The organism is Brevibacterium luteolum (assembly GCF_025147615.1).
Lineage (GTDB): Bacteria > Actinomycetota > Actinomycetes > Actinomycetales > Brevibacteriaceae > Brevibacterium > Brevibacterium luteolum.
The window spans coordinates 1-21,133 of the sequence record NZ_JALXPM010000049.1; the positions used below are offsets into that span (position 1 = coordinate 1).

General features: G+C 64.7%; 20 protein-coding genes. 11 read left to right on the forward strand and 9 right to left on the reverse strand.

Going from position 1 to position 21,133, the window contains the following annotated elements:
* Window positions 1-40: 40 nt before the first annotated feature.
* Window positions 41-1,552, reverse strand: coding sequence for a leucyl aminopeptidase (locus M3C25_RS11090; RefSeq protein WP_259856689.1), 1,512 nt, complete (start codon window positions 1,550-1,552; stop codon window positions 41-43).
* 164 nt (window positions 1,553-1,716) lie between these two features.
* On the opposite strand from M3C25_RS11090, the gene M3C25_RS11095 reads away from it, so the two are divergent.
* Entirely contained in the window at window positions 1,717-2,796 is a 1,080-nt protein-coding gene (locus M3C25_RS11095; protein ID WP_259856690.1) for a quinone-dependent dihydroorotate dehydrogenase, read from the forward strand.
* Between the two features lie 144 nt (window positions 2,797-2,940).
* Here the strand turns inward: M3C25_RS11095 and M3C25_RS11100 are convergent, their stop codons facing one another.
* Window positions 2,941-3,576: a DUF3043 domain-containing protein gene (locus M3C25_RS11100; protein ID WP_259856692.1), complete on the reverse strand. Its 636-nt coding sequence runs from the start codon at window positions 3,574-3,576 to the stop codon at window positions 2,941-2,943.
* Window positions 3,577-3,609: 33 nt separating this feature from the next.
* Between M3C25_RS11100 and M3C25_RS11105 the strand changes: the two genes are divergently transcribed.
* The 6 genes from M3C25_RS11105 to M3C25_RS11130 all read left to right on the forward strand — a co-directional run bounded on the left by M3C25_RS11105 (window position 3,610) and on the right by M3C25_RS11130 (window position 9,267).
* Window positions 3,610-4,974 (forward strand): M20/M25/M40 family metallo-hydrolase, encoded by a 1,365-nt coding sequence (locus M3C25_RS11105; RefSeq protein WP_259856694.1) that lies wholly within the window; start codon window positions 3,610-3,612, stop codon window positions 4,972-4,974.
* A 154-nt stretch (window positions 4,975-5,128) separates the two neighbouring features.
* Complete coding sequence (erpA, locus tag M3C25_RS11110; protein ID WP_102159991.1) at window positions 5,129-5,482, forward strand: iron-sulfur cluster insertion protein ErpA; 354 nt, start codon at window positions 5,129-5,131, stop codon at window positions 5,480-5,482.
* A gap of 16 nt (window positions 5,483-5,498) precedes the next feature.
* Entirely contained in the window at window positions 5,499-6,137 is a 639-nt protein-coding gene (aat, locus tag M3C25_RS11115) for a leucyl/phenylalanyl-tRNA--protein transferase (RefSeq protein WP_259856697.1), read from the forward strand.
* Between the two features lie 132 nt (window positions 6,138-6,269).
* Complete coding sequence (gene ctaC / locus M3C25_RS11120; RefSeq protein WP_259856698.1) at window positions 6,270-7,160, forward strand: aa3-type cytochrome oxidase subunit II; 891 nt, start codon at window positions 6,270-6,272, stop codon at window positions 7,158-7,160.
* Window positions 7,157-8,869: an aa3-type cytochrome oxidase subunit I gene (gene ctaD, locus M3C25_RS11125; protein WP_259856704.1), complete on the forward strand. Its 1,713-nt coding sequence runs from the start codon at window positions 7,157-7,159 to the stop codon at window positions 8,867-8,869. Before ctaC ends, ctaD begins: the two co-directional genes overlap by 4 nt.
* Window positions 8,866-9,267 carry a cytochrome c oxidase subunit 4 gene (locus M3C25_RS11130; RefSeq protein WP_217004937.1) on the forward strand — a complete coding sequence of 134 codons (402 nt, stop codon included), beginning with the start codon at window positions 8,866-8,868 and terminating at the stop codon, window positions 9,265-9,267. The genes ctaD and M3C25_RS11130 overlap by 4 nt, the downstream gene beginning before the upstream one ends.
* Window positions 9,268-10,319: 1,052 nt before the next feature.
* On the opposite strand, the gene qcrB is transcribed toward M3C25_RS11130, so the two are convergent.
* Genes qcrB through ctaE form a run of 4 tightly spaced genes read right to left on the reverse strand, consistent with a single transcriptional unit; the run spans window position 10,320 to window position 14,526 of the window.
* Window positions 10,320-11,957: a cytochrome bc1 complex cytochrome b subunit gene (qcrB, locus tag M3C25_RS11135; RefSeq protein ID WP_217004935.1), complete on the reverse strand. Its 1,638-nt coding sequence runs from the start codon at window positions 11,955-11,957 to the stop codon at window positions 10,320-10,322.
* A 2-nt stretch (window positions 11,958-11,959) separates the two neighbouring features.
* On the reverse strand, window positions 11,960-13,009 hold the full coding sequence (gene qcrA / locus M3C25_RS11140; RefSeq protein ID WP_165882982.1) for a cytochrome bc1 complex Rieske iron-sulfur subunit: 1,050 nt from the start codon (window positions 13,007-13,009) through the stop codon (window positions 11,960-11,962).
* 43 nt (window positions 13,010-13,052) lie between these two features.
* Window positions 13,053-13,838, reverse strand: a complete 786-nt coding sequence (gene qcrC / locus M3C25_RS11145; RefSeq protein ID WP_217004933.1) for a cytochrome bc1 complex diheme cytochrome c subunit — start codon at window positions 13,836-13,838, stop codon at window positions 13,053-13,055.
* Window positions 13,839-13,887: 49 nt separating this feature from the next.
* A complete protein-coding gene (gene ctaE, locus M3C25_RS11150) occupies window positions 13,888-14,526 on the reverse strand; it encodes an aa3-type cytochrome oxidase subunit III (protein WP_259833249.1) in 639 nt (212 codons plus the stop codon).
* Window positions 14,527-14,864: 338 nt separating this feature from the next.
* Between ctaE and trpD the strand changes: the two genes are divergently transcribed.
* The gene (trpD, locus tag M3C25_RS11155) at window positions 14,865-15,974 is read left to right on the forward strand and encodes an anthranilate phosphoribosyltransferase (RefSeq protein ID WP_259856707.1); all 1,110 of its coding nucleotides are present in this window, start codon (window positions 14,865-14,867) and stop codon (window positions 15,972-15,974) included.
* 13 nt (window positions 15,975-15,987) lie between these two features.
* Here trpD and M3C25_RS11160 read toward each other — a convergent pair whose 3' ends face one another.
* Window positions 15,988-17,754, reverse strand: coding sequence for a DEDD exonuclease domain-containing protein (locus M3C25_RS11160; RefSeq protein WP_259856709.1), 1,767 nt, complete (start codon window positions 17,752-17,754; stop codon window positions 15,988-15,990).
* A gap of 136 nt (window positions 17,755-17,890) precedes the next feature.
* Between M3C25_RS11160 and M3C25_RS11165 the strand changes: the two genes are divergently transcribed.
* A complete protein-coding gene (locus tag M3C25_RS11165) occupies window positions 17,891-18,217 on the forward strand; it encodes a hypothetical protein (RefSeq protein ID WP_217004927.1) in 327 nt (108 codons plus the stop codon).
* Window positions 18,218-18,248: 31 nt separating this feature from the next.
* Here M3C25_RS11165 and M3C25_RS11170 read toward each other — a convergent pair whose 3' ends face one another.
* Window positions 18,249-18,686 (reverse strand): hypothetical protein, encoded by a 438-nt coding sequence (locus tag M3C25_RS11170; RefSeq protein ID WP_102160014.1) that lies wholly within the window; start codon window positions 18,684-18,686, stop codon window positions 18,249-18,251.
* A 1-nt stretch (window position 18,687) separates the two neighbouring features.
* Window positions 18,688-19,572, reverse strand: coding sequence for an alpha/beta hydrolase (locus M3C25_RS11175; RefSeq protein WP_259856716.1), 885 nt, complete (start codon window positions 19,570-19,572; stop codon window positions 18,688-18,690).
* A gap of 58 nt (window positions 19,573-19,630) precedes the next feature.
* Here M3C25_RS11175 and M3C25_RS11180 point away from each other — a divergent pair, with 58 nt between their 5' ends.
* Together M3C25_RS11180 and M3C25_RS11185 are read left to right on the forward strand one after the other, a co-directional pair.
* The gene (locus tag M3C25_RS11180) at window positions 19,631-20,353 is read left to right on the forward strand and encodes a lysophospholipid acyltransferase family protein (RefSeq protein WP_102160018.1); all 723 of its coding nucleotides are present in this window, start codon (window positions 19,631-19,633) and stop codon (window positions 20,351-20,353) included.
* 230 nt (window positions 20,354-20,583) lie between these two features.
* Window positions 20,584-21,133 (forward strand): MerR family transcriptional regulator (locus M3C25_RS11185; RefSeq protein ID WP_259856717.1); only part of this gene is annotated, 550 nt, incomplete at its 3' end.

Below are 21,133 nucleotides of genomic sequence, written 5' to 3' on the forward strand. Positions count from 1 at the left end.
GCGGGGCCGCGGCGGCGCCCCTGACTCAGGTGGGCTGCCGTCAGCTGCGGTCGAGCTGCTCAGCCACCTCGACCAGGGTGCGCACCGGGACGCCGGTGCCGCCCTTGGCCGTGTAGCCCCACGGGCTCTCACTGTTGAAGGCCGGGCCTGCGATGTCGATGTGGGCCCACTGCTGGCCCTTCTCGACGAACTCGTTGAGGAACACACCGGCGGCGAGCATGCCGCCTTCGCGCTTGCCTGTGTTCTTCAGGTCAGCGACCGTCGAATCGAAGTGCGAACGGATCTCCTCGGGGAACGGCATCGGCCACATCGACTCACCGGTGACCTCCGAGGCGAGCACGACGCGGTTGCGTGCCCCGTTGGTGCCCATGACACCGGAGACGCGGTTGCCGAGTGCGATGACCTGCGCGCCGGTGAGCGTCGCGATGTCGATGAGGAGGTCCGGCTTCTCCTCCTGCGCGGCGACGAGCGCGTCGGCGAGCACGAGACGGCCCTCGGCATCGGTGTTGAGCACCTCGACGGTCTTGCCGCCGTAGATGCGGATGACATCGGAGGGACGCTGGGCGTTGCCGCCGGGCATGTTCTCAGCCAGGGCCAGCCACGCGGTGACCCGCACCGGCAGCTCCAGGTCGGCAGCGGCGAGCACGGCCTGCGCGGCCGCAGCCGCACCGCCCATATCGCACTTCATCTCCTCCATCGCCTGCGGCGGCTTGAGCGACAGGCCGCCGGAGTCGAACGTGATGCCCTTGCCGACGAGCGAGAGGTGCTTCTTGGCCTTGCGCGGCTTGTACTCCATCTTCACCAGGCGCGGGCCGCGGGTCGAGCCCTTGCCCACACCGGTCAGGCCGCCGTAGCCGCCGGCCTCCAGAGCGGCCTCGTCGATGACGGTGACCTTGACTTTGCGGGCCTTGGCCTGCTCGGTGACCGTCTTGGCGAAGGTCTCCGGGTACAGGTCCAGCGGCGGCTGGTTGACCAGGTCGCGGCAGCGGTTGGTGGCCGCGCCGAGGAACTGGCCGCGTGCGACACCGTCCTTCGAGCCCTTCGGTGCGAGCACCGTGACCGAGGTGACGCGCTTGTGCTCCTCGGCGTTCGAGCGGTACTCGGTGTAGCGGTATGAGCCGAGCACGGCACCGGTGGCCGTCGCCTCGGCAGCGGCTGCGGTCTGCGCCGGGAAGGCGATGGCGACCGATTCGCCCTTCGTCAGCGAGCGCACGGCCACAGCTGCCGCGCGGCGCAGCGCCTCGTGAGCGCCATCGGCGTCGAGCTCTGATTCGAGGGCCACCTCGTCGAAGTCACCGAGGCCGGCCAGCAGCACCGAACCGGCGGCGACGCCCTTGGGGGACGGGATCCGGGCCAGCGCACCGGCCTTGCCGGTGAAGCCGACAGCGGAGGCAGCGGCGACGAGCTCCTTGCGGACTCCGGCGGCCAGTGCGACACCGGAGGGGATGGACACGGCATCGCCGTCAACGGCGACACCGATGACCAGGACGTCGGCTTTGCTGCGGGCGGGTTCGGATGCCGCGGCGTCGATCGTCAGTTCTGCGGTCGTCATTCTGTTCCTTTCCAATAGACAGAAATCTCAGGCAGGGGATCTGCTCCGCCTCCTACCGTAGTCAATGCAGGCGCTGCTGGGACAAAAGTCACCTGCTGAACTTCGATTCGTCAGCGAACTCCCACGTGTTCTCCGGCGGCCGGAGGCCTCGCTAGGATGAGAGCGTGTATTCGCTGATCTTCCGCACCCTGCTCACCCGCCTCGACGCGGAGACCGCCCACCACCTCAGCTTCACCGGCCTGCGCGCCCTCGACCGCATGCCCGGCCTGCGCCGGCTCAGCCGCGCGGTCATGAGCCGCGGCACCGCCGATCCCGTCGAGGTGCTCGGCCTGCGCTTTCCCAACCGGCTGGGCATGGCGGCCGGCTTCGACAAGAACGCCATCGGCATCCGGGCGCTGACCCAGATGGGCTTCGGACATGTTGAGATCGGCACTGTCACCGCTCACGGCCAGCCGGGCAATCCGCGTCCGCGCCTGTTTCGGCTGCTGGGCCACAATGCGGTGCTCAACCGGATGGGCTTCAACAACGACGGGGCGGCCGCCGCCCGGCTCGAACTGCTGCGGGCCCGTGAGGACATCGCCAAGCTGCCGGAGGATCAGCGTCCGATCATCGGCGTCAACATCGGCAAGACCAAGGTCGTCGAGGCCGCCGATGCCGCTGAGGACTACCGGCAGTCAGCCAGTCAGCTGGCCCCGCTGGCCGACTACCTCGTCATCAACGTCAGCTCACCGAACACCCCCGGCCTGCGCGACCTGCAGTCCGCTGAGGCGCTCGAACCGATCATCACCGCAGTCCGCGGCGCCGCCGCCGAGGCGGTCGGGACTCCGCGCTCGAGCCTCGGGCATGTGCCGCTGCTCATCAAGATCGCCCCGGACCTCGCCGACGAGGACGTCCTCGCTGTCGCCGACCTCGCCCTGCGCACCGGCGTCGACGGGCTCATCACGACCAACACGACGATCGACCGCAGCGTCCTGTCCGGCGCCGACCAGGCCTTCGCCGAGTCCGAGTCCGGCGGGATCTCCGGTGAGCCGCTGGCCGAACGCGCCTTCGAGGTGCTGCGCCTCGTCCGCAGCCACGTCGGTGACCAGCTCACCGTCATCGCCGTCGGCGGGATCGCCGACGCCCGCGATGCCGCCGCCCGCCTCGGCGCCGGCGCTGATCTCGTCCAGGTGTACTCCGGGCTCATCTACGGCGGGCCGATGTGGCCAGGCCGCATGCTGCGCACACTGCGCCGCAAGCCCTGAGCATCGCGCATTCGAGAGGCCCCGTATACGAGTCCTATATAGAGGAGAGGCGCCCCCGCACGAACGGGGGCGCTTCTCTCATCTCCTCAACCGGCACCTCGGGTGCGGGCTCGGCGGGCGGAACCACCGCCTCGGGACCGGAGATCAGGACGGGTACTGGCCGCGCTTGACCTTGGGCTTGGGGATGCGCAGCACCCGCAGCTGGATGGCGCGCATGACGGCGTAGAAGGTCAGGCCGCGCTCGAGGTTCTCCTTGCCGCCGAACTTCTGGGCCATCCGGCCCTTCATCACGTAGTTGAGGATGAAGCAGTCGATGACGACGAGCAGGATGAGGCCGTAGACGGCGTAGCTCGTGATGATCTGCACCTGCGGAGTCGAGATGATGAAGCCGATGAGCAGCACGATGAAGGCGAAGGGAATGAACATCTCACCGATCGAGAAGCGGGCGTCGACGAAATCGCGTACATACCGCCGCTGCGGGCCGCGATCGCGCGGGCCGAGGAACTTCTCATCACCCTGCATGAGGCCGATGCGGGCCTCATCGCGCTTGCGGCGGATCTCAGCCTTGGCCTGCTTGTTCGCCGAACGCCGGTCCTCGCCGACGAGCGGCTGACGGCGGGCTGCCTCCTGCTGTGAGCGCTTCGGCGTCGGGCGGTTCTTCTTCGCCTCAGCCGGATTCAGCGCCTCGACAGCCTCGTCGACCGGGCCTGCGGAGGCAGCATGGGAGCCCGTCCGCTCTGCGGGCGATTCATCCTGGGAGTTCTTCTTCCGTCCAAACACGCCCTCTATCGTATCCGACTATAGGATCGCCCTATGACCCACCTGAACCGTGCTGAACTGACCTCCCGCCTCGACGCGATCTACGACGACGTCCTGGCCCGCCTGAGCGAACTCGTCGCCATCCCATCCCTGGCCTGGTCGACGGCGGATCCCGCCCATGTCGACGCCACCGCGGCAGCTGTCGCACGCATGGCCGAACCGCTCGGGTTCGCAAGCGTCGAGACGCTGCGGGCTGAGAATCCCGACGGCACTCCCGGGTTCCCCGCTGTCGTCGCCAGCCGCCCGGCTCCTGAGGGCCGGCCGACCGTCGTCCTCTACGCCCACCACGATGTGCAGCCGGCCGGCGACCTGAGTCAGTGGGACACTCCGCCGTTCGAGGCGACGATCCGCGGCGACCGCATGTACGGCCGCGGCGCCGCCGATGACAAGGCCGGCATCCTCGTCCACCTCACCGCCCTGCAGCTGCTCGGCGACGAACTCGGCGTCGGCGTCGTCCTCTTCATCGAAGGCGAAGAGGAGATCGGCTCGCCGAGCTTCCGCAGCTTCCTGGAGACCTACCGCGACAAGCTCGCAGGCGACGCGATCATCGTCGCCGACTCCTCCAACCTCGCCTGCGGAAAGCCCGCGCTGACGACGAGTCTGCGCGGCATGGCCGGACTCGAATTCACCGTCCGGACGCTCAGCCACTCCGTGCACTCGGGCATGTACGGCGGGGCTGTGCCGGATGCCACCCTGGCGATGACCCGGCTGCTGGCCACCCTGCACGATGACGATGGGGCGGTGGCCGTCAGCGGTCTGCGCTCCGCGCCCGAGGCGGCAGCTGAGTACGGCGATGACCCGATGGGCACCGACACGGTCGCCCTGGCAGGCACTGAGCTCATCGGCCGCGGCTCGATCGCCTCGCGCCTGTGGCACCAGCCCTCGATCACCGTCATCGGCATCGACACCCCGAACGTCGACGACTCCTCGAACACGCTGCTGGCCAGCGTGCGCGCGAAGATCTCAATCCGCCTGGCGCCGGGGGAGAACCCCGCCGATGCGTTGGCCGCAGTCAAGCGGCATCTGCAGGAGTACGTGCCCTTCGGCGCGGAGGTGGAGTTCGGAGCCGAGGAATCCGGTGCCCCGTGGCGTGCTGACTCCTCCGATCCGGTCATCGCGACGGCGATGGAGGCGCTGAGCGAGGGCTTCGGCGCAGAGGCAGTCCAGATGGGACTCGGCGGTTCGATCCCGTTCATCGCCGACCTCGTCGAGGTATTCCCGCAGGCATCGATCCTCGTCACCGGCATCGAAGACCCCGACACCCGCGCCCACAGCCCGAACGAATCGCTGTACCTGCCCGACTTCCGCTCAGCGATCATCTCCGAGGCGCTGCTGCTCGACCGGCTCGCCCGCGACTGAGCGCTCTCGCTGCAGCGCGATCAATGGAATAATGGCGCAACGATGAACGTTGAACAGGCGACGCCGCCTCCGGGACCCATCCGGGGCGGCCGCGCCGCAGCCAGCCGGAGTGCCCAGAGCTGACTGCACGACCAAACTGATGTAAGGAGACCTCATGACCGCCACGCAGGACACGAGCGCCACGCACGAAGTCGACCTCACCTCCGAGGCGGCCGACAAGGTCCGCAGCCTCCTGCAGCAGGAGGGTCGCGATGACCTGCGCCTGCGCGTGGCCGTGCAGCCCGGCGGCTGCTCGGGCCTGATCTACCAGCTGTACTTCGATGAACGGTTCCTCGACGGCGATGCCGTGCGCGATTTTGACGGCGTCGAGGTCATCGTCGACCGGATGAGCGTGCCCTACCTCAACGGCTCGACGATCGACTTCTCCGACACCATCGAGAAACAGGGCTTCACGATCGACAACCCGAATGCCGCCGGCTCGTGCGCCTGCGGCGACTCCTTCAGCTGACCCAGCCGTACCAGCCATGTCACAGGGCCTGGACGATCTCCGCGCCATCGGCGCCATCAGCGGGATCGACCAGGTCCTGTCTGCATACCAGGCCGGGCTCTTCCCGATGGGCATCGGCCAGCACGGCGCACCGCCGATCGGCTGGTGGGCCCCGCTGACGCGCGGGGTGCTCAGGCCCGGAGACCTCCGCGTGACGCGTTCGCTCCGCCGCTCACTCACCCGCTTCACGTGGTCGGTCGACGCCGCCTTCGCCGAGGTGGTGGCTGGCTGCGCAGACCCTGACCGCGACGGCGCCTGGATCACCCCGCAGATCGCACAGCTGTACCAGCGCCTGCATGAGGCAGGCCACGCCCACTCGATCGAGGTCTACGAAGACGGCCGGCTCGCCGGCGGACTCTACGGGGTCGCGTTCGGCGGGGTGTTCTGCGGGGAGTCGATGTTCCACACCAGCCGCGACGCCTCCAAGGTCGCCCTTGTCAGGCTCGTCGAACTGCTCGACAGCGTCGGCGATCACACCCCGTGGATCATCGACGCGCAGTGGCAGACCTCGCACCTCGAAACACTCGGCGTGTCGGAGGTCAGCGGGTTCGAGTACCTCGAAGCGCTTGCCGTCGCGCGGGGCGGCCGTCATTTCCAGGCTTTTCTCACGAAATGAGCAGTCGGAAGTGAATTTCTACCTCTTGTAGCGGTAAGGTGGACGAGAACAAAGTCAGTGTTCGGCGATTCGCGTGCGTCCGCTCAGATGAGAGGGCCTGCGAGGAGCTGACAAAGTTGCGAAAGGCTGCACGTGGATTCTCCGAATCAGCCAGTCCGCTCGGGCCCCACAGCCTGGGCCAAGCGGCTCGGTGTCATTGGCGCCCTGGGTGCCGTTGCGCTGCTCTCCGGCTGCTCGAAGGAGCACTGGGAAGTAGGATTCCTCCCACCTGAGTCCAAGGGAGCGACGTCCCACACGGATCACTACATTCACCTGTGGAACGGCGGCTGGATCGCCGCGCTCATCGTCGGTTTCGTCACCTGGGGCCTGCTGCTGTGGTGCGTCGTCGCCTACCGCCGTCGCAAGCACGAGCGCGGACTGCCCGTCCAGCTGGCCTACAACATGCCGGTCGAGATCCTCTACACGGTCGTGCCGATCATCCTCGTCGTCGGCTTCTTCTTCGAGACCGTCAAGGCTGTGGAGAACACGATCTATGACGACACTCCCGGCGAGGTCGTCGTCGAAGTGGTCGGCAAGCAGTGGGCGTGGGACTTCAACTACATCACTGAGGACGCCTACTACTCCAGCGTTCAGGTGAATCTCGATGGAACCGAGAAGGCCGGCGAGAAGGTCCCGGTTCTGTACCTGCCGTCGAACACCGACCTGGAGATCCAGCTGCGCTCCCGCGACGTCATCCACTCGTTCTGGGTTCCGGCATTCCTCGAGAAGCGGGATATGATCCCAGGCCGCACGTCGTCGCTGCACTTCCAGGCGCTGAAGGAAGGCGAGTACGTCGGCAAGTGCGCTGAGCTCTGCGGCGAGTTCCACTCCGAGATGCTCTTCAACGTCAAGGTCGTCTCCATGGACGAGTACAAGGCGTACACCGACTCGCTGCGCGAGGAAGGCAACACCGGCCGCCTCGGACCCGAGTACGACCGCACTGACTGGTACAAGAACCCACATGAGGGAGGGGATGACGAGTGACCGCAGTCGCTGATAGCAACCGCACTGTCACAGTCGACCAGGCACCTGTGCCCAAGAGCCTGGGCAAGGTCATCGTCAACTGGATCACGTCGACGGACCACAAGACCATCGGGTACATGTACCTGATCGCGTCGTTCACGTTCTTCTGCATCGGCGGCGTCATGGCGCTGCTCATCCGCCTCGAGCTCTTCGAGCCGGGCATGCAGGTCCTGGAGACCAAGGAGCAGTACAACCAGCTGTTCACTATGCACGGCACGCTCATGCTGCTGATGTTCGCAACTCCGCTGTTCGCTGGATTTGCGAATGTCATCATGCCGCTGCAGATCGGCGCTCCTGACGTGGCATTCCCGCGCCTGAACGCTTTCGCCTTCTGGCTCTTCCTGTTCGGCAGCCTCATCGCCTGCGCCGGCTTCCTCACCCCGCAGGGTGCGGCATCGTTCGGCTGGACGGCCTACGCCCCGCTGTCGAACACGACGTTCACACCGGGCATCGGCGGACACATGTGGGTCATGGGCCTGGCTTTCCAGGGCTTCGGCACGATCCTCGGCTCGGTGAACTTCATCACCACCATCATCACGATGCGCGCCCCGGGCATGACGATGTTCCGCATGCCGATCTTCACCTGGAACACCCTCATCACCGGTATCCTCGTGATGATGGCGTTTCCGCCGCTGGCCGCCGCCCTGCTCGCGCTCGGCGCCGACCGCATCCTCGGCGCACACGTCTTCAGCCCGGAGAACGGCGGCCCGATCCTGTGGCAGCATCTGTTCTGGTTCTTCGGTCACCCGGAGGTCTACGTCATCGCGCTGCCGTTCTTCGGCATCGTCTCGGAGATCTTCCCGACTTTCAGCCGCAAGCCGATCTTCGGCTACAAGGGTCTCGTCTACGCAACGATCGCGATCGCGGCGCTGTCCGTGACGGTGTGGGCACACCACATGTACGTCACCGGCGCGGTGCTGCTGCCGTTTTTCGCCTTCATGACGATGCTCATTGCCGTCCCGACCGGTGTGAAGATCTACAACTGGATCGGCACGATGTGGCGCGGTTCGCTCACATTCGAGACCCCGATGCTCTGGTCGCTCGGCTTCCTCGTCAGCTTCGTCTTCGGTGGCATCACTGGTGTGGTGCTGGCCAGCCCGGCATTGGACCAGCAGCTGTCTGACTCCTACTTCGTCGTTGCGCACTTCCACTACGTCATCTTCGGCACCGTGGTGTTCGCAATGTTCGCCGGATTCTACTTCTGGTGGCCCAAGTGGACGGGCAAGATGCTCGACGAGACCCTGGGCAAGATCCACTTCTGGCTCCTGTTCATCGGCTTCCACGGCACGTTCCTCGTCCAGCACTGGATGGGTGCCGACGGCATGCCGCGTCGTTACGCCGACTTCCTGCCGCAGGACGGCTGGACCTGGATGAACCAGATCTCCACCGTCGGCGCACTGATCCTCGGCCTCTCGATGATCCCGTGGTTCTGGAACGTCTGGGTCACCGCACGCAAGGCACCGAAGGTCACCGTCAATGACCCGTGGGGCTACGGCTCCTCGCTCGAATGGGCGACCTCCTGCCCGCCGCCGCGTCACAACTTCACCTCGCTGCCGCGCATCCGCTCGGAGCGCCCGGTGTTCGACGCCAACCACCCCGAGCTCCTCGAGCTCGCTGGTCACCCGCGTGACGCCTACTCGATGATTGAGAAGAAGGAGACCGCCAAGTGAAGACTGCAGCAATCATCTTCTCCTCAGGGCTGTTCTTCTTCGTCCCCGTCGCGATCGTCTACGGCATCCTGACGGACTTCAAAGAGCTCGTCGGATTCCCGGCCATCCTGCTGCTCGGCGGTATGGCCATCATGATCGGCGGTTACCTGTTCCTGCAGCACCGCAGCGTCGGAGACACTCCGATGGATCGCCTCGATGCCGAGATCTCTGACGAACACTACGAGTACGGCTTCTACAGCCCGTGGAGCTGGTGGCCCATCATCATCGCCACCGGTGCAGGCATCTGCTTCCTCGGCGTTGCCGTGGGATGGTGGATCTTCCCGTTCGGTGCCGTGATCGCCTTCATCGGCGTCATCGGACTCGTCTACGAGTACAACCGGGGCGACCACGCACACTGATGCTCTGTGAGCCCGAGGGCCTGCCAGGATGTTCATCATCCTGGCAGGCCCTTTTCGCTGCTGTCGCGACTCAAACCTGTGGGCGGACGAGCAGGAAGTGCGCGCTGCGACGATCCGAGCCTTGCGCAGAGCTTGCCACCTCTGTGGAGGAGAGGCCGGTAACGCTTCCAGCGCCGGCCAGCCATCCACCACCGATTTGGCAGTTGATCGAGGCCGACGCAGTGTGCATGCCGCGTACCGCGTACGTCCAGCCTGCAGCTGTGATGAGCGGTGCCAGCAGTTTCGAGCGGCCCGTCGGTCGCCGGTGTCCGTCACTTCTAATGCGGAGAGGCTCCCGCCGCGCAGCCGTGTGCTGGACGTTGCGGGCTCTCCGAAGACATCGTGAATGGGCAGAGCGCCGCTGAGTCCGCTGCCGGTGCCGTGTAAGAAGATGACGATCGAGAATCTCTGCGCTTTCTATCGTCGATGGACAGGATACGCATCCTGCGGCAGAGCCAGTCGTCCTTCGCAGCCGGGCAGCCGCCCAGGAAGGAGCGGCCCTATTGACGGCCCAGTTGCAGAGGTCGGCTGAACGAGCGGTCGATGTGGAAGCATGTGACGCCGGCCTGCGAACGCACTGCTCAAGCCTGGTTCCAGCACGCAGAAGCCGGCATGGTTGAGACGCGATCTCATCGGCTGCTGCGCGCAACCCTCCTCAAGGCTGAATTGCATGTCGCCGAGGAGGCCTACGGGCCGCCCGTATGGTGACGCGCGGGGAAGGCTTGATCCGAGACGCGAGTGGCCGTCGTCCGCGGGGGAGCAGGATCAGAGGGGGCCAGAGCGGCTCCGTGCTTCATCAATCCCGTGAGGCGACTCTGAAGAATAGAGCAGGCGCTAGGTTCGAGGGATATCCCGGCGCTCCGAGCGTTGATTCCGCGACGTGCGGCAGCAGCTATCCCAGACGTGCTGCGACGGGGCGCTGTCATTCCTGGAAGCTGTCAGCCAGCGCCCCTGGAAGTTACGAAAGAGGCGCCAGTCGCAAAGACTGGCGCCTCTCTCAGGTGATCAGCGAATCAGTGGCCGATCGAGCCACGGGATCCGACTTCGTGGCTGCCGGCTTCCACTGCGTGGTGATCGTGGTGAGCGGCATCGAGCTCTTCCTTCGTCACCGGTGCGACCCGATCCTCGTAGAAGTACTTCGCGATGGTCGCGCGGCGCCTCTCACCCTTAGAGATCTTCCCATCAGGTCCGGGCTCGGCCGGGATGTAGCGCGGCGAATCATAGGCCATGAGCTTCCACAGCTTGTGCGGGTCGAGCGGCTTGTGGCGCTCTTGGAACTCGCCGTGCGGCAGACGGATGATCTCACCGGATTCGAAGCCATGCAGGACGATCTCCCGATCCTTCCGCTGCAGTCCCAGGCAGACCCGCTTCGTGATGATGAAGCCGAGGATCGGTCCAAGGAAGAACATGATGCGGAAGATGTAGATCATGTCGTTGAGCGACATGTGGAAGAACACGGCCATGAGGTCACCGGAAGCGGCGGCCCACATGACTGCGTACCACACGACTGCGGCCACACCGACAGCCGTACGCGTCGGGTTGTTGCGCGGGCGGTCGAGGATGTGGTGTTCGCGGTAATCCTTCGTCAGCCAGGCTTCGAAGAACGGCCAGATCGCCATGGCGCCGAACAGCACGAGGGCTGCGAGCAGTGCGGTGTTGATGTTGAGGCTGAATGGCAGTCCGAAGATGTAGAACTCCAGCCAGCCCGGAACGATACGCAGGTATCCGTCCATCCAGCCGATGTACCAGTCAGGCTGCGTACCAGCCGAGACGGGAGACGGGTCGTACGGTCCGTAGTTCCACACGGCGTTGATGGTGAAGATGCCGGACAGGAACGACAGCAGGGCGAAGATCATGAAGAAGAAGCCGCCACCCTTCGCAGCGAAGGTCGGCAGAACGGGCTCGCCGACAACGTTGCGGTTGGTGTGTCCGGCGCCCGGCCACTGGGTGTGCTTGTGGATCACGACGAACATCAGGTGGATCGCGATGAAGGCGATGATGAGCGCCGGGACGATCATGATGTGCAGCGTGTACAGGCGGGACACAATGTCGACACCGGGGAACTCTCCTCCGAACAGGAAGAAGGAGGTGTAGGTGCCGATCAGCGGGATCGACTTCAGAAGACCGTCGATGATGCGCAGGCCGTTGCCGGAGAGCAGGTCATCAGGCAGCGAGTAGCCGGTGAAGCCTGCACCCATGCCCAGGGCGATGAGCGCGATGCCGACCATCCAGTTGATCTCACGCGGGCGGCGGTATGCGCCGGTGAAGAAGATGCGCAGTGCGTGAACCGAGACGGCAACCATGAACAGCAGGGCTGCCCAGTGGTGCATCTGGCGGATGAAGAGTCCGCCGCGGATCTCGAACGAGATCGCCAGAGTCGATTCGTAGGCCTCGGACATCTCGACGCCCTGCAGCGGAATGTAGGGGCCTTCGTAGATGGCGTGACCCATCGCCGGCTTGAACCAGAACGTCAGGAACGTGCCGGTCAGAACCAGGATGATGAAGGTGTAGAGCGCAACCTCACCCAGCATGAAGGACCAGTGGGAGGGGAAGATCTTGCGTCCGAATTCACGGACCATCTTCGAGGCGCCGACGCGGGTCTCGGCAAAGTTCGCCGCCTTGCCGACCGCGGTAGTGGGTTCGTGCGTCATCGTCATTCTACCGAAGTCTCCCTCATGTTGATCTCCCAGAAGGTCGGTCCGACGGGCTCAGGGAAGTCGCGCTGAGCCACGAGGTAACCCTCGTCGTCGACTGCGATCGGCAGCTGGGGCAGCGGGCGCTTAGCCGGTCCGAAGATGACCGCGCAGTGGTTGGTCACGTCGAAGGTCGACTGGTGGCACGGGCACAGCAGGTGGTGCGTCTGGTGCTCATACAGTGCGACGGGGCAGCCGACGTGGGTGCAGATCTTGGAGTAGGCGACGATGCCGTCGACGCCCCAGTCTTCCTTCTCGGGATCCGTGTTGAGCTCGCGTGGGTCAACGCGCATGAGGAGAACAGCGGCCTTGGCCTTCTCATCAAGCGGGTGCTCCGACTCGTGCATCTTCTCCGGGATCACGTGGAAGGCCGAACCGATGGTGACTTCTTCGGCGCGGATGTAGCGATCCTCTTCCGGAACCATGCCCGGGTCCTGGCACAGGCGCACGCCCGGACCCCAGAGGGTCTTGAACAGGCTGTCACCCGGCAGCGGTCCCAGGTCGCGGAAGACCAGGATCGCCGGCAGCGGAGCAAGCGCGACCGCTGCGATGAGGGTGTTGCGCAGGAACGGACGGCGGGCGATGCCCGACTCCTCCTTCGCCTGGTTGAGGATCTCAACGGCCACAGCCTGATCCTCTTCCGAGCCGGCGATGTCATGGCGGCTCTCGACGACCTCGGCGTCGGGGATGAGCTGGCGGGCCCACAGGATGACGCCGATGCCGATGCCGGCCAGGGCGGCCGTCGCAGTGATGCCGAACGCCGTGTTCTGCAGGCGCAGGTTGTTGTACGTACCCGGCTCTGAGTCGAACAGGAAGTACGACACGATGAAGCCGATCGTTCCGATCATCGACAGGATGAACCAGCCGGCGATCTGGCGTTCGGTGATGCGCTCAGCCTGCGGCGAGCTGTCAGTGACGCGTGGCTTGTGCTCGGGCAGACCAGGGTTGGTGTGCCCGTTCACCTGCTCGAGCTGGCTGCCGGCTTCGGCAGTGAGATGCTTCGAGGTCATTCGCTTCCTCGTCTATTACTCGATACGGATGAAAACTTGCGGGTTACTTCGAACGCGAGGACAGCCACATCGTGATGCCGATGACGCCTGCCAGGCCGAAGAACCAGATGAACAGACCCTCAGACACCGGTCCGAGCGAGCCCAGGGAGAATCCGCCGGGAGGGGTCTCCTCGGTGACTTCCTTGATGTAGGCGATGACGTCGCGCTTCTGCTCAGGGGTGAGGTTCGCGTCGTTGAAGATCGGCATGTTCTGCGGGCCGGTCTGCATGGCCTCGTACAGGTGCTTCTCGGAGACGCCGGAGAGGCTCGGGGCGTACTTGCCGCGGGTCAGTGCACCACCGGCACCGACGACGTTGTGGCACATCGCGCAGTTGGTGCGGAAGAGTCCGCCACCGGCTGCTGCGTCACCCTTGGAAGGATCCAGGTACTCGTCCTCCGGAACTGCCGGTCCGGGGCCGAGGGATGCGACGTAGGCAGCCATCTGACGGGTCTGCTCTTCGCTGAACTGGGGCTGCTTGACCTGAGCCTGCGGGCCCATCATCTGCAGCGGCATGCGGCCGGTGCCGACCTGGAAGTCGACAGCAGCGGCGCCGACGCCGATGAGGCCGGGGCCGTTCTCGGTTCCCTCACCGCTCATGCCGTGGCATGTCGCGCAGTTCGTGATGAAGAGCTTCTCGCCTTCCTCAACATCTGAGGCGGAGTACTCTTCAGCGTTCGCAGTGCTCGTTCCGGTGAATGCGGCGTATGCGCCTCCGGTGAGGAGCAGGCCGACGAGCAGGAGCACGACGAGTGCCATGGGGTGCCGGCGTCGTTCCGCTAGAAGCTTCACTAGTTAGTCCTTTTGTTGCAGTTGCCAGGGGTGAGGTCTTACGGGCGCGTCACATCAAGATGTAGATGACGAAGAACAGGCCAACCCACACGACGTCGACGAAGTGCCAGTAGTACGACATGCAGATGGCGAACGTCGCCTCTCGATGGCCGAAGCGCTTTGCGGCGTGGGCGCGTCCGATGACGAGCAGGAACGCGATGAGTCCGCCGAGCACGTGGAGGCCGTGGAAACCGGTGGTCAGGTAGAAGACCGAACCGTAGGCGTTCGAGTTGATTGCGATGCCCTCGGAGACGAGGGTGGCGTACTCGAAGACCTGGCCGCCGATGAAGATCGAGCCGAGGATGAAGGAGAGGTAGTACCACTCGATCATGCCCCACGAGCCGATGTTCATGAGCCCGCCGGTGCGGCGCGGCTTGAAGTGCTCAGCCTTGAAGACACCCAGCTGGCAGGTGACCGATGAAAGCACCAGGATCGACGTGTTGATCGAAGCGAACACGACGTCGTGCTTAGCGGTCTCCATCTCCCACATCTGGGGCACAACGGACCGGATGGTGAAGTACATGGCGAAGAGCGCGGCGAAGAACATCAGCTCGCTCGACAGCCACACGATGAACCCGACTGTCGTCGTGTTGGGCCTGTTTACGACTGGATGAACCGGCGCTGTTGAAGTTGCAGTGGCAGTAGACACGCCTCCATTATTACCCAGTCCGCAGGATAAATTCACCTTTTGCTCAGCTAGTTGAGTGAGTTTTTCTACAGCGTGTGGAATTTCCAGCGAGAACTCGCGGCCGGTCGGTTCGTCACGACTCTGCAACGTGCGCGTGTCGCGAACTCCGAACCGCGTCGAAACGGCATCGGCGCACATCAGCGGCCGGTCCCGAGGTGGGGGACGGGCGGAGGTTCGGATCGCCGCTTGCGCAGAGCCGCCGGTGAACGGGTTCGGTGTGCTGTGTGCGTGGCGCGTAGGATGTTTCGGTGACAGCCTGGCCGCTGTCCGCATGATCCGCACCAACTCGAAAGGCCCCTATGTCTGCCGTTCCTTCTGCAGCCGATGCTCCTGCCACCGTCTCCGGTGTGCGGGAGTGGCCGGATCTGCTCGTGGCTCTGATGAACAAGGAGAACCTCGACGCGGCGACCGCCGGGTGGGCGATGGACGAGATCATGTCCGGCAGCGTCCCGGATGTGACGATGGCGGCATTCCTCGTCGCCCATCACGCCAAAGGGGAGACGGTTGAGGAGATCACCGGCTTGGTCGAGGCGATGATGGGACATGCCGTGCCGCTGGAAGGCCTCAGCGATGCTGTCGACATCGTCGGCACTGGCGGAGACCGGGCCAAGACCGTCAACATCTCATCGACTTCCTCGTTCGTCATCGCCGCAACCGGCCAGCGTGTCGTCAAGCACGGCAATCGAGCGACCTCCTCGGCCTCGGGCTCGGCTGACGTGCTCGAAACGCTTGGACTTGTGCTCGATCTGACTCCCGAGCAGTCGCGGCAGCTTGCCGACGAGGTGGGGATGGCCTTCTGCTTCGCCAACGTCTACCACCCGGCCATGCGCTTCATCGCCCCGGTGCGCCGGGCGATCAAGGTGCCTTCGGCGTTCAACATTCTGGGGCCATTGACCAATCCTGCGCGCACCCGTGCCACGGCGATCGGTGTTGCGAGCAGGGAGATGGCGCCGCTGGTTGCCGGTGTTCTGGCCCGCCGGGGCGACTCGGCAGTCGTGTTCCGTTCACAGGATGGGCTTGATGAGCTGAGCAACACCGCAGTCAACGACGTCTGGGAGGTCCGCGACGGGGAGATCACGCACAGCAAGTTCGACGCTTGCAGCCTCGGCTTCGCGCGGGTGACCAAGGACGACCTGCGCGGTGGCGACCCGGCATTCAACGCCCAGGCCATCCAGAGCGTGCTGGCCGGTGAGCACTCGCCAGTGCGCGACATCGTCCTGCTCAACTCCGCCGCCGCACTCGTCGCTGCGGACCCGTCTGCCGAGGGGCCTTTCGCTGAGCGCCTTGCGGCGAAGATCGAGATCGCCCGCGAGCATCTCGACTCCGGCGCAGCGTACGACAAGCTGCAGGAGCTCATCGCCGCTTCCCGTCGTCTCTCAGGCCGCGACGAGGTGCCTGTAGAGGGGTGATCTGCTCAGCCCCTCACTGCGGGGCTGAGCTGCTCGTCGGGGCGAAGCCGCTGGTGTGCAGCCCGAATGCATGTCCGCATCGGGGTGCACACCAGGTTCCGGTGACCGACAGCAACTGGGTGCCCGACCGCTGCAGCCAGCGGAGCACGATATCGGTCTCCTCTTCATAGGTGCTGCCTGTGCCCGGAACCGGCTCATCGACATGCTCGCCCGTCAGCTGCAGGGCTGACACGACTTCTGGAATCCGGCTCGGATGCGCGACGTGCGCACTGCCTGCCAGTTTTCCGTATCGGATCAGGGCTACGTCGTCACCGGCTGCTGGGTTGCCGTACTCGCGCGGCTGGGCGGCGATGATCTCAGGCACGGCGTAGAGCCCGCGCCGCTGCTCATCGGACACGGTTGTGCGCAGCAGGTCAGCTGCGAGGTCGCGGATCTCAGCGGCGCGCTCGTATCGCTGCGTCGCGCTGGCGGCGATCATCGCCTCGCGGATCTGTTCGAGCAGTCCGGAGGAATCGCCGCTGAGAAAGGAGACGAGATCGGTCAGCTGGGTGAGGTACTCTTCCTGGCTCTGGCCGATGCACGGGCCGGCGCACCGTCCCATTTCAGCGGCTGCGCAGGGGGTTCGGCGGGCTGCGGCAGCCGACCGCGTGCACCGCTTGACGGTGACGACGCGTTCTAAGGTGTCCTTGATCCGCTGTGCGGTTGCCTGTGATCTGAACGGCCCGAGGCGGGGGTGCCGCTCCGGTCTATCGGCCGCAGGCGGAGTCCGCGTCACCGACAAGCGAGGGTACGGCTCGTCTGTCAGCCGCAGCCACGCGCGCTTATGGGCGTTCTTCGAACGCCGGTTGTACGGCGGCTGCAGCTCGGCGATGAGCCGTACCTCCCGGACATTGGCCTCAAGTACGGTCTCGCACACCAGTGTCGAGACTTCCTGTGTCGCGGTGATCATCTCGGTCATCCGTCCGCGTGTTTCTCCGGCGTTGAAGTACTGACGCACACGTGCGGCCATGTTCCGGCTGGTGCCGATGTACAGCGTGCGGCGCGAACCATCGAGGAACATGTAGACGCCTGGCAGTGCGGGCACATCGCGCGCCAGATGCGATTTCCGCTGGCGCTTCTGCCAGCCGGAGGTGCGCACGGTCCCCAGCTCTTCAAGGGTGGTGATCCCGTATGAGCCGAAGCGCTCGAACAGGTGGTGCAGGATCTCATTCGTGGCCCTGGCATCGTCGAGAGCGCGGTGAGTCGGTGGTGTCTGGGTGGCGAAGTGCTGCGCCAACGTTGCCAGCTTGTGATTGCGGACCTCGGGCCGGGGTACGACATGGCGTGCAAGGCGAACTGTGTCGAGCACGTGCGGGTTCGGCCACTGATAATCCAGGCGTGCGCACGCAGCCTTGAGAAACCCGATGTCGAATCCTGCGTTGTGGGCGACCAAGACAGCTCCGCGGCTGAACTCCAGAAAGCTCGGCAGCACAGCATGAATCGTTGGTGCTCCTGCCACCATTCCATTGGTGATGCCGGTGAGGCGCTCGACGAACGCAGAGATGACCGCCTGTTCGGGGCGCACAAGGGTGGAGAACTCACCAACCACCTCACCGCCTAGAGTTTTGACCGCACCGATCTCGGTGATCTCCTCGCGCTGCGCGTGGGCACCGGTTGTCTCCAGGTCCACAGTCACGAAAGTGACGTCGTGCAGAGGCGTGCCCACATCGGCGAAGGAAAGCTGCCCACTGCGGGGCTGCGAGGCCTGATCGAACAGCGGGGGCTGGTGGCTGGCTGGCATAGGAACATGATGTCACGCGCCGCAGACAACGCCTCGGACTGCGATGCAGTGATCGGATCGCCAGGCGATGTCAGTGGGTGCCCGTAGCGTCAATGGTGCACGTTCATCGACACAGCACTGACCTGAGGAGCTGACCATGATTGTCGAATGCACCCACCCTGACCACCTCATCGATGCCACCGGACGAATCGACTGTCCCGCCCCTAACTGCCTGGCAGCAGCAATCGACCGCAGCGACGTCGGCCAGCGGCCCAACCCGATGGATCGCCTGCCTGCTCAGCGTCCGGACTGGATTCTCTCCAGCCCGGACGTGCTGGAGGAGTGTGAGGTCGAGGCGCTGGCAATCCTCGGAGACGCAGGCCTCGTACCGCAGCTCGTCAGCCTCGGACCTGAAGACGCCACGACTGAGATGCGTCCTGCCGGCCTGCGCGGTTCAATGCTGCGGAACGCCAGAGGCGCCTGATCGGCTGCATCCGGAAGGCTGAGGGGAATACTCAGACCTGCGCGCCGTCACCGTCATCGGGTGAGCGGTACTGGGGGAGATGCCGAATCAGCACGAAGGTGCTGAGCAGTATCACCACGATGATCCCGACGAGCGCGTAACCGGGCAGCCCGCGAAACAGGAAGGCGCTGAGGACCAGCGCGCTGATGCCGCCGATGAGCCCGACGATGCCGAGCATGAAGAGCGGGGAGGCGGTTCGCCAGCCGACCGGTCCGGGATCCGGTGGCTGCCACTCCTCGTCCTCGGCTAGCGCGTCGCGGATCTCGTCCGAGGACATCTCCGGCACGAACCCCTGGTCGCGGTTGATGTCGGATACGAGATCCTCCCACCGCGTATCGTCAACACGCTCGCTGTCATCCAAGGCGTCCCACGTGGGCTCGAACTTGTCATCGTCTGATGAGGAGTGGTCGTCGCGTGAGGATGGAGACATCTCAGCTCGTCCGGACGCTGCTGTCGGTGTTCACGGCGCTGACGATCTCGCCCACGATGACATCTGCGTCGTAGTCGACTGCGGCCACGTGGTAGCTGCGGCGCAGAATGACGACACGCGGCGAGGTGAGCAGGGCGTTGCGCAGCAGACGAGCCGAGCGGGGGTGAACGACATGGTCGGTGGTCGAGATGCACAGCGTTGTCGGTGCCGACACCTGCCACAGGCGACGGCGCAGGTGTTTGAGCTCTTGGTGCAATGACGCCACTGCGGCCACCGGCGTCTGTGTATACGCGTGCTCGGCTGCTCCGGGCAGCGCGATGTCGCCGCCGATGCCGGGAACGGACTTGATGACGTGCCGAAGGATCGGTGTCAGCGGGGCCAAGGGGGAGTCGACGTATAGCGCTGGATTGATGAGCACGAGCCGGTCAACCAGGTCCGGATGGTCGGCTGCCAATGTCAGGGCCAGCGCTCCGCCCATCGACAGGCCGACCACGATGACGGTGTCGTGCTCGTCGGCGCAACCCATCAACGCTCTTTCAGCGTCGGCAAGCCAATCCTGCCAGCGGGTGCGGCTCATGTCCTGCCAGGTGGTGCCATGTCCTGCCAGTTTCGGCACGCTCACTGACACATCGGCCCGACTGGCAACCTCGCGCGCCACATCGGCGAAGACCGCCGGCGAACCGGTGAAACCGTGGAGGAAGAGGACAGCGGTCGACGAAGACTGCGAACTGATGTTGATCGCTGCATGGACGTCGTGCTCGTCGCCAGAGGCATTGTCGTACATGGGCACCAGACTGCCATATAAGGAGTGACTCTGACAGCGATTGAGCGCAGATCGACGATCGCGTGGGCGGGGGCGGGCGACCGCGAGCGTTTTCCTGCTCACCTCGGCGTTGTAGTAGTCTCGGATTCGTTCGTGACTCAGACTCGTCGAGAGGGGTCGAGTGTTCTACTGGCTGCTCAAGCGCATCATCGTCGGGCCATTCCTGCGTGCGCTCTTCCGCCCGTGGGTGCGCGGCTTGGAGAACATTCCCGAGTCCGGCGGGGCGATCATCGCCGGCAACCATCTGTCCTTCATGGACTCGATCTTCGTGCCGCTCGTCGCACCCCGACCCGTTGTGTATCTGGCCAAGAAGGACTACTTCACAGGCCGAGGAGTCAAGGGCACCGCAACGAGGTGGTTCTTCCGGCTGACGAACCAGCTGCCCATGGACCGATCCGGCGGTTCGGCGTCTGAAGCGTCGCTGCACTCCGGGTTGAAGGTCCTCAATGGAGGCAATCTCCTCGGCATCTATCCAGAAGGAACCCGCAGCCCTGACGGCAATCTTTACCGCGGGCGCACCGGCGTGGCGCGGCTCGTCCTCGAAGCCGGCGTGCCGGTTGTGCCGGTTGCACTCATCGGAACTGACAAGGTCCAGCCTGTCGGTCGGATGCTTCCGCGGTTGCGCCGGATCGGCGTGGTGTTCGGAGAGCCTCTTGATTTCTCCGAGTACGAGGGCATGGCCGGTGACCGATTCCTCCTGCGGTCGATCACCGACGACATCATGTACGAGATCCTCCGCCTGTCTGGTCAGCGGTATATCGACACCTATGCCTCGTCAGCCAAGACGAAGCTGCTGGCTGCGAAGAAAGCAGACGATCAGCCGTCCGGTGATGCGAAGGCCTGATTCGACTGGGGTTCAGCTGGCACGCTGGAGTCGAAAGTCGTTCGATTTCTTCGATAACGGCGACACGCGCAAATCGTTATCGGCAGGTGTTTGGCCAGGGGAAACTCAGCCAGTAGGTTCGATGTGTACGTTAACCCCGAGTCGCTCGAAGGTCATGCGGTAGAATTGTGACACTGCCGCAAACCGGAATGCGACTTCGCTTCCCCTAGGGGCTAAAAGGAGGAGTCGGTGTGAACCGCTCAAGTCAGGAACAGGCTGCTGCGCCCGCCGTGCCGCCTTCAGCTCAAGGTCTGCTGTTCGATGATGATCTGCCGAACCTTGACGAAGACGCGGGCTACCGCGGAACGACAGTCATCAAGGTCGTTGGCATCACCTACCGCCAGCTCGACTACTGGGCACGCACCGATCTCGTCGTCCCGTCGATCCGGACTGCTACCGGTTCGGGATCGCAGCGGCTCTACAGCTTCCGCGACATTCTCGTCCTCAAGATCGTCAAGCGCCTTCTCGACACCGGAGTGGGTCTCCAGCAGATCCGCACGGCAGTCGGGCATCTGCGCGAACGCGGTGTGCAGGACCTGGCCACGATCACTCTGATGAGTGATGGATCGAGCGTCTTCGAATGCACGTCGACTGACGAGGTCATCGACCTAGTGCAGGGTGGCCAGGGAGTCTTCGCCATCGCGGTGGGAAGCGTTTTCCGCGAAGTCGAAGGATCGCTGGTTGAACTGCCAAGCGAGCGTCCGGAAGACGAACTGCCGCTCGTCGATGAGCTTGCGCAGC

Coding starts and splice junctions, on each gene's coding strand:
- aat (WP_259856697.1), top strand. CDS start 5,499: ATGTCACAGGGCCTGGACGATCTCCGCGCCATCGGCGCCATCAGCGGG.
- M3C25_RS11160 (WP_259856709.1), bottom strand. CDS start 17,754: ATGCCAGCCAGCCACCAGCCCCCGCTGTTCGATCAGGCCTCGCAGCCC.
- M3C25_RS11165 (WP_217004927.1), top strand. CDS start 17,891: ATGATTGTCGAATGCACCCACCCTGACCACCTCATCGATGCCACCGGA.
- qcrA (WP_165882982.1), bottom strand. CDS start 13,009: ATGACCTCGAAGCATCTCACTGCCGAAGCCGGCAGCCAGCTCGAGCAG.
- trpD (WP_259856707.1), top strand. CDS start 14,865: ATGTCTGCCGTTCCTTCTGCAGCCGATGCTCCTGCCACCGTCTCCGGT.
- M3C25_RS11105 (WP_259856694.1), top strand. CDS start 3,610: ATGACCCACCTGAACCGTGCTGAACTGACCTCCCGCCTCGACGCGATC.
- M3C25_RS11090 (WP_259856689.1), bottom strand. CDS start 1,552: ATGACGACCGCAGAACTGACGATCGACGCCGCGGCATCCGAACCCGCC.
- M3C25_RS11170 (WP_102160014.1), bottom strand. CDS start 18,686: ATGTCTCCATCCTCACGCGACGACCACTCCTCATCAGACGATGACAAG.
- qcrB (WP_217004935.1), bottom strand. CDS start 11,957: ATGACGCACGAACCCACTACCGCGGTCGGCAAGGCGGCGAACTTTGCC.
- erpA (WP_102159991.1), top strand. CDS start 5,129: ATGACCGCCACGCAGGACACGAGCGCCACGCACGAAGTCGACCTCACC.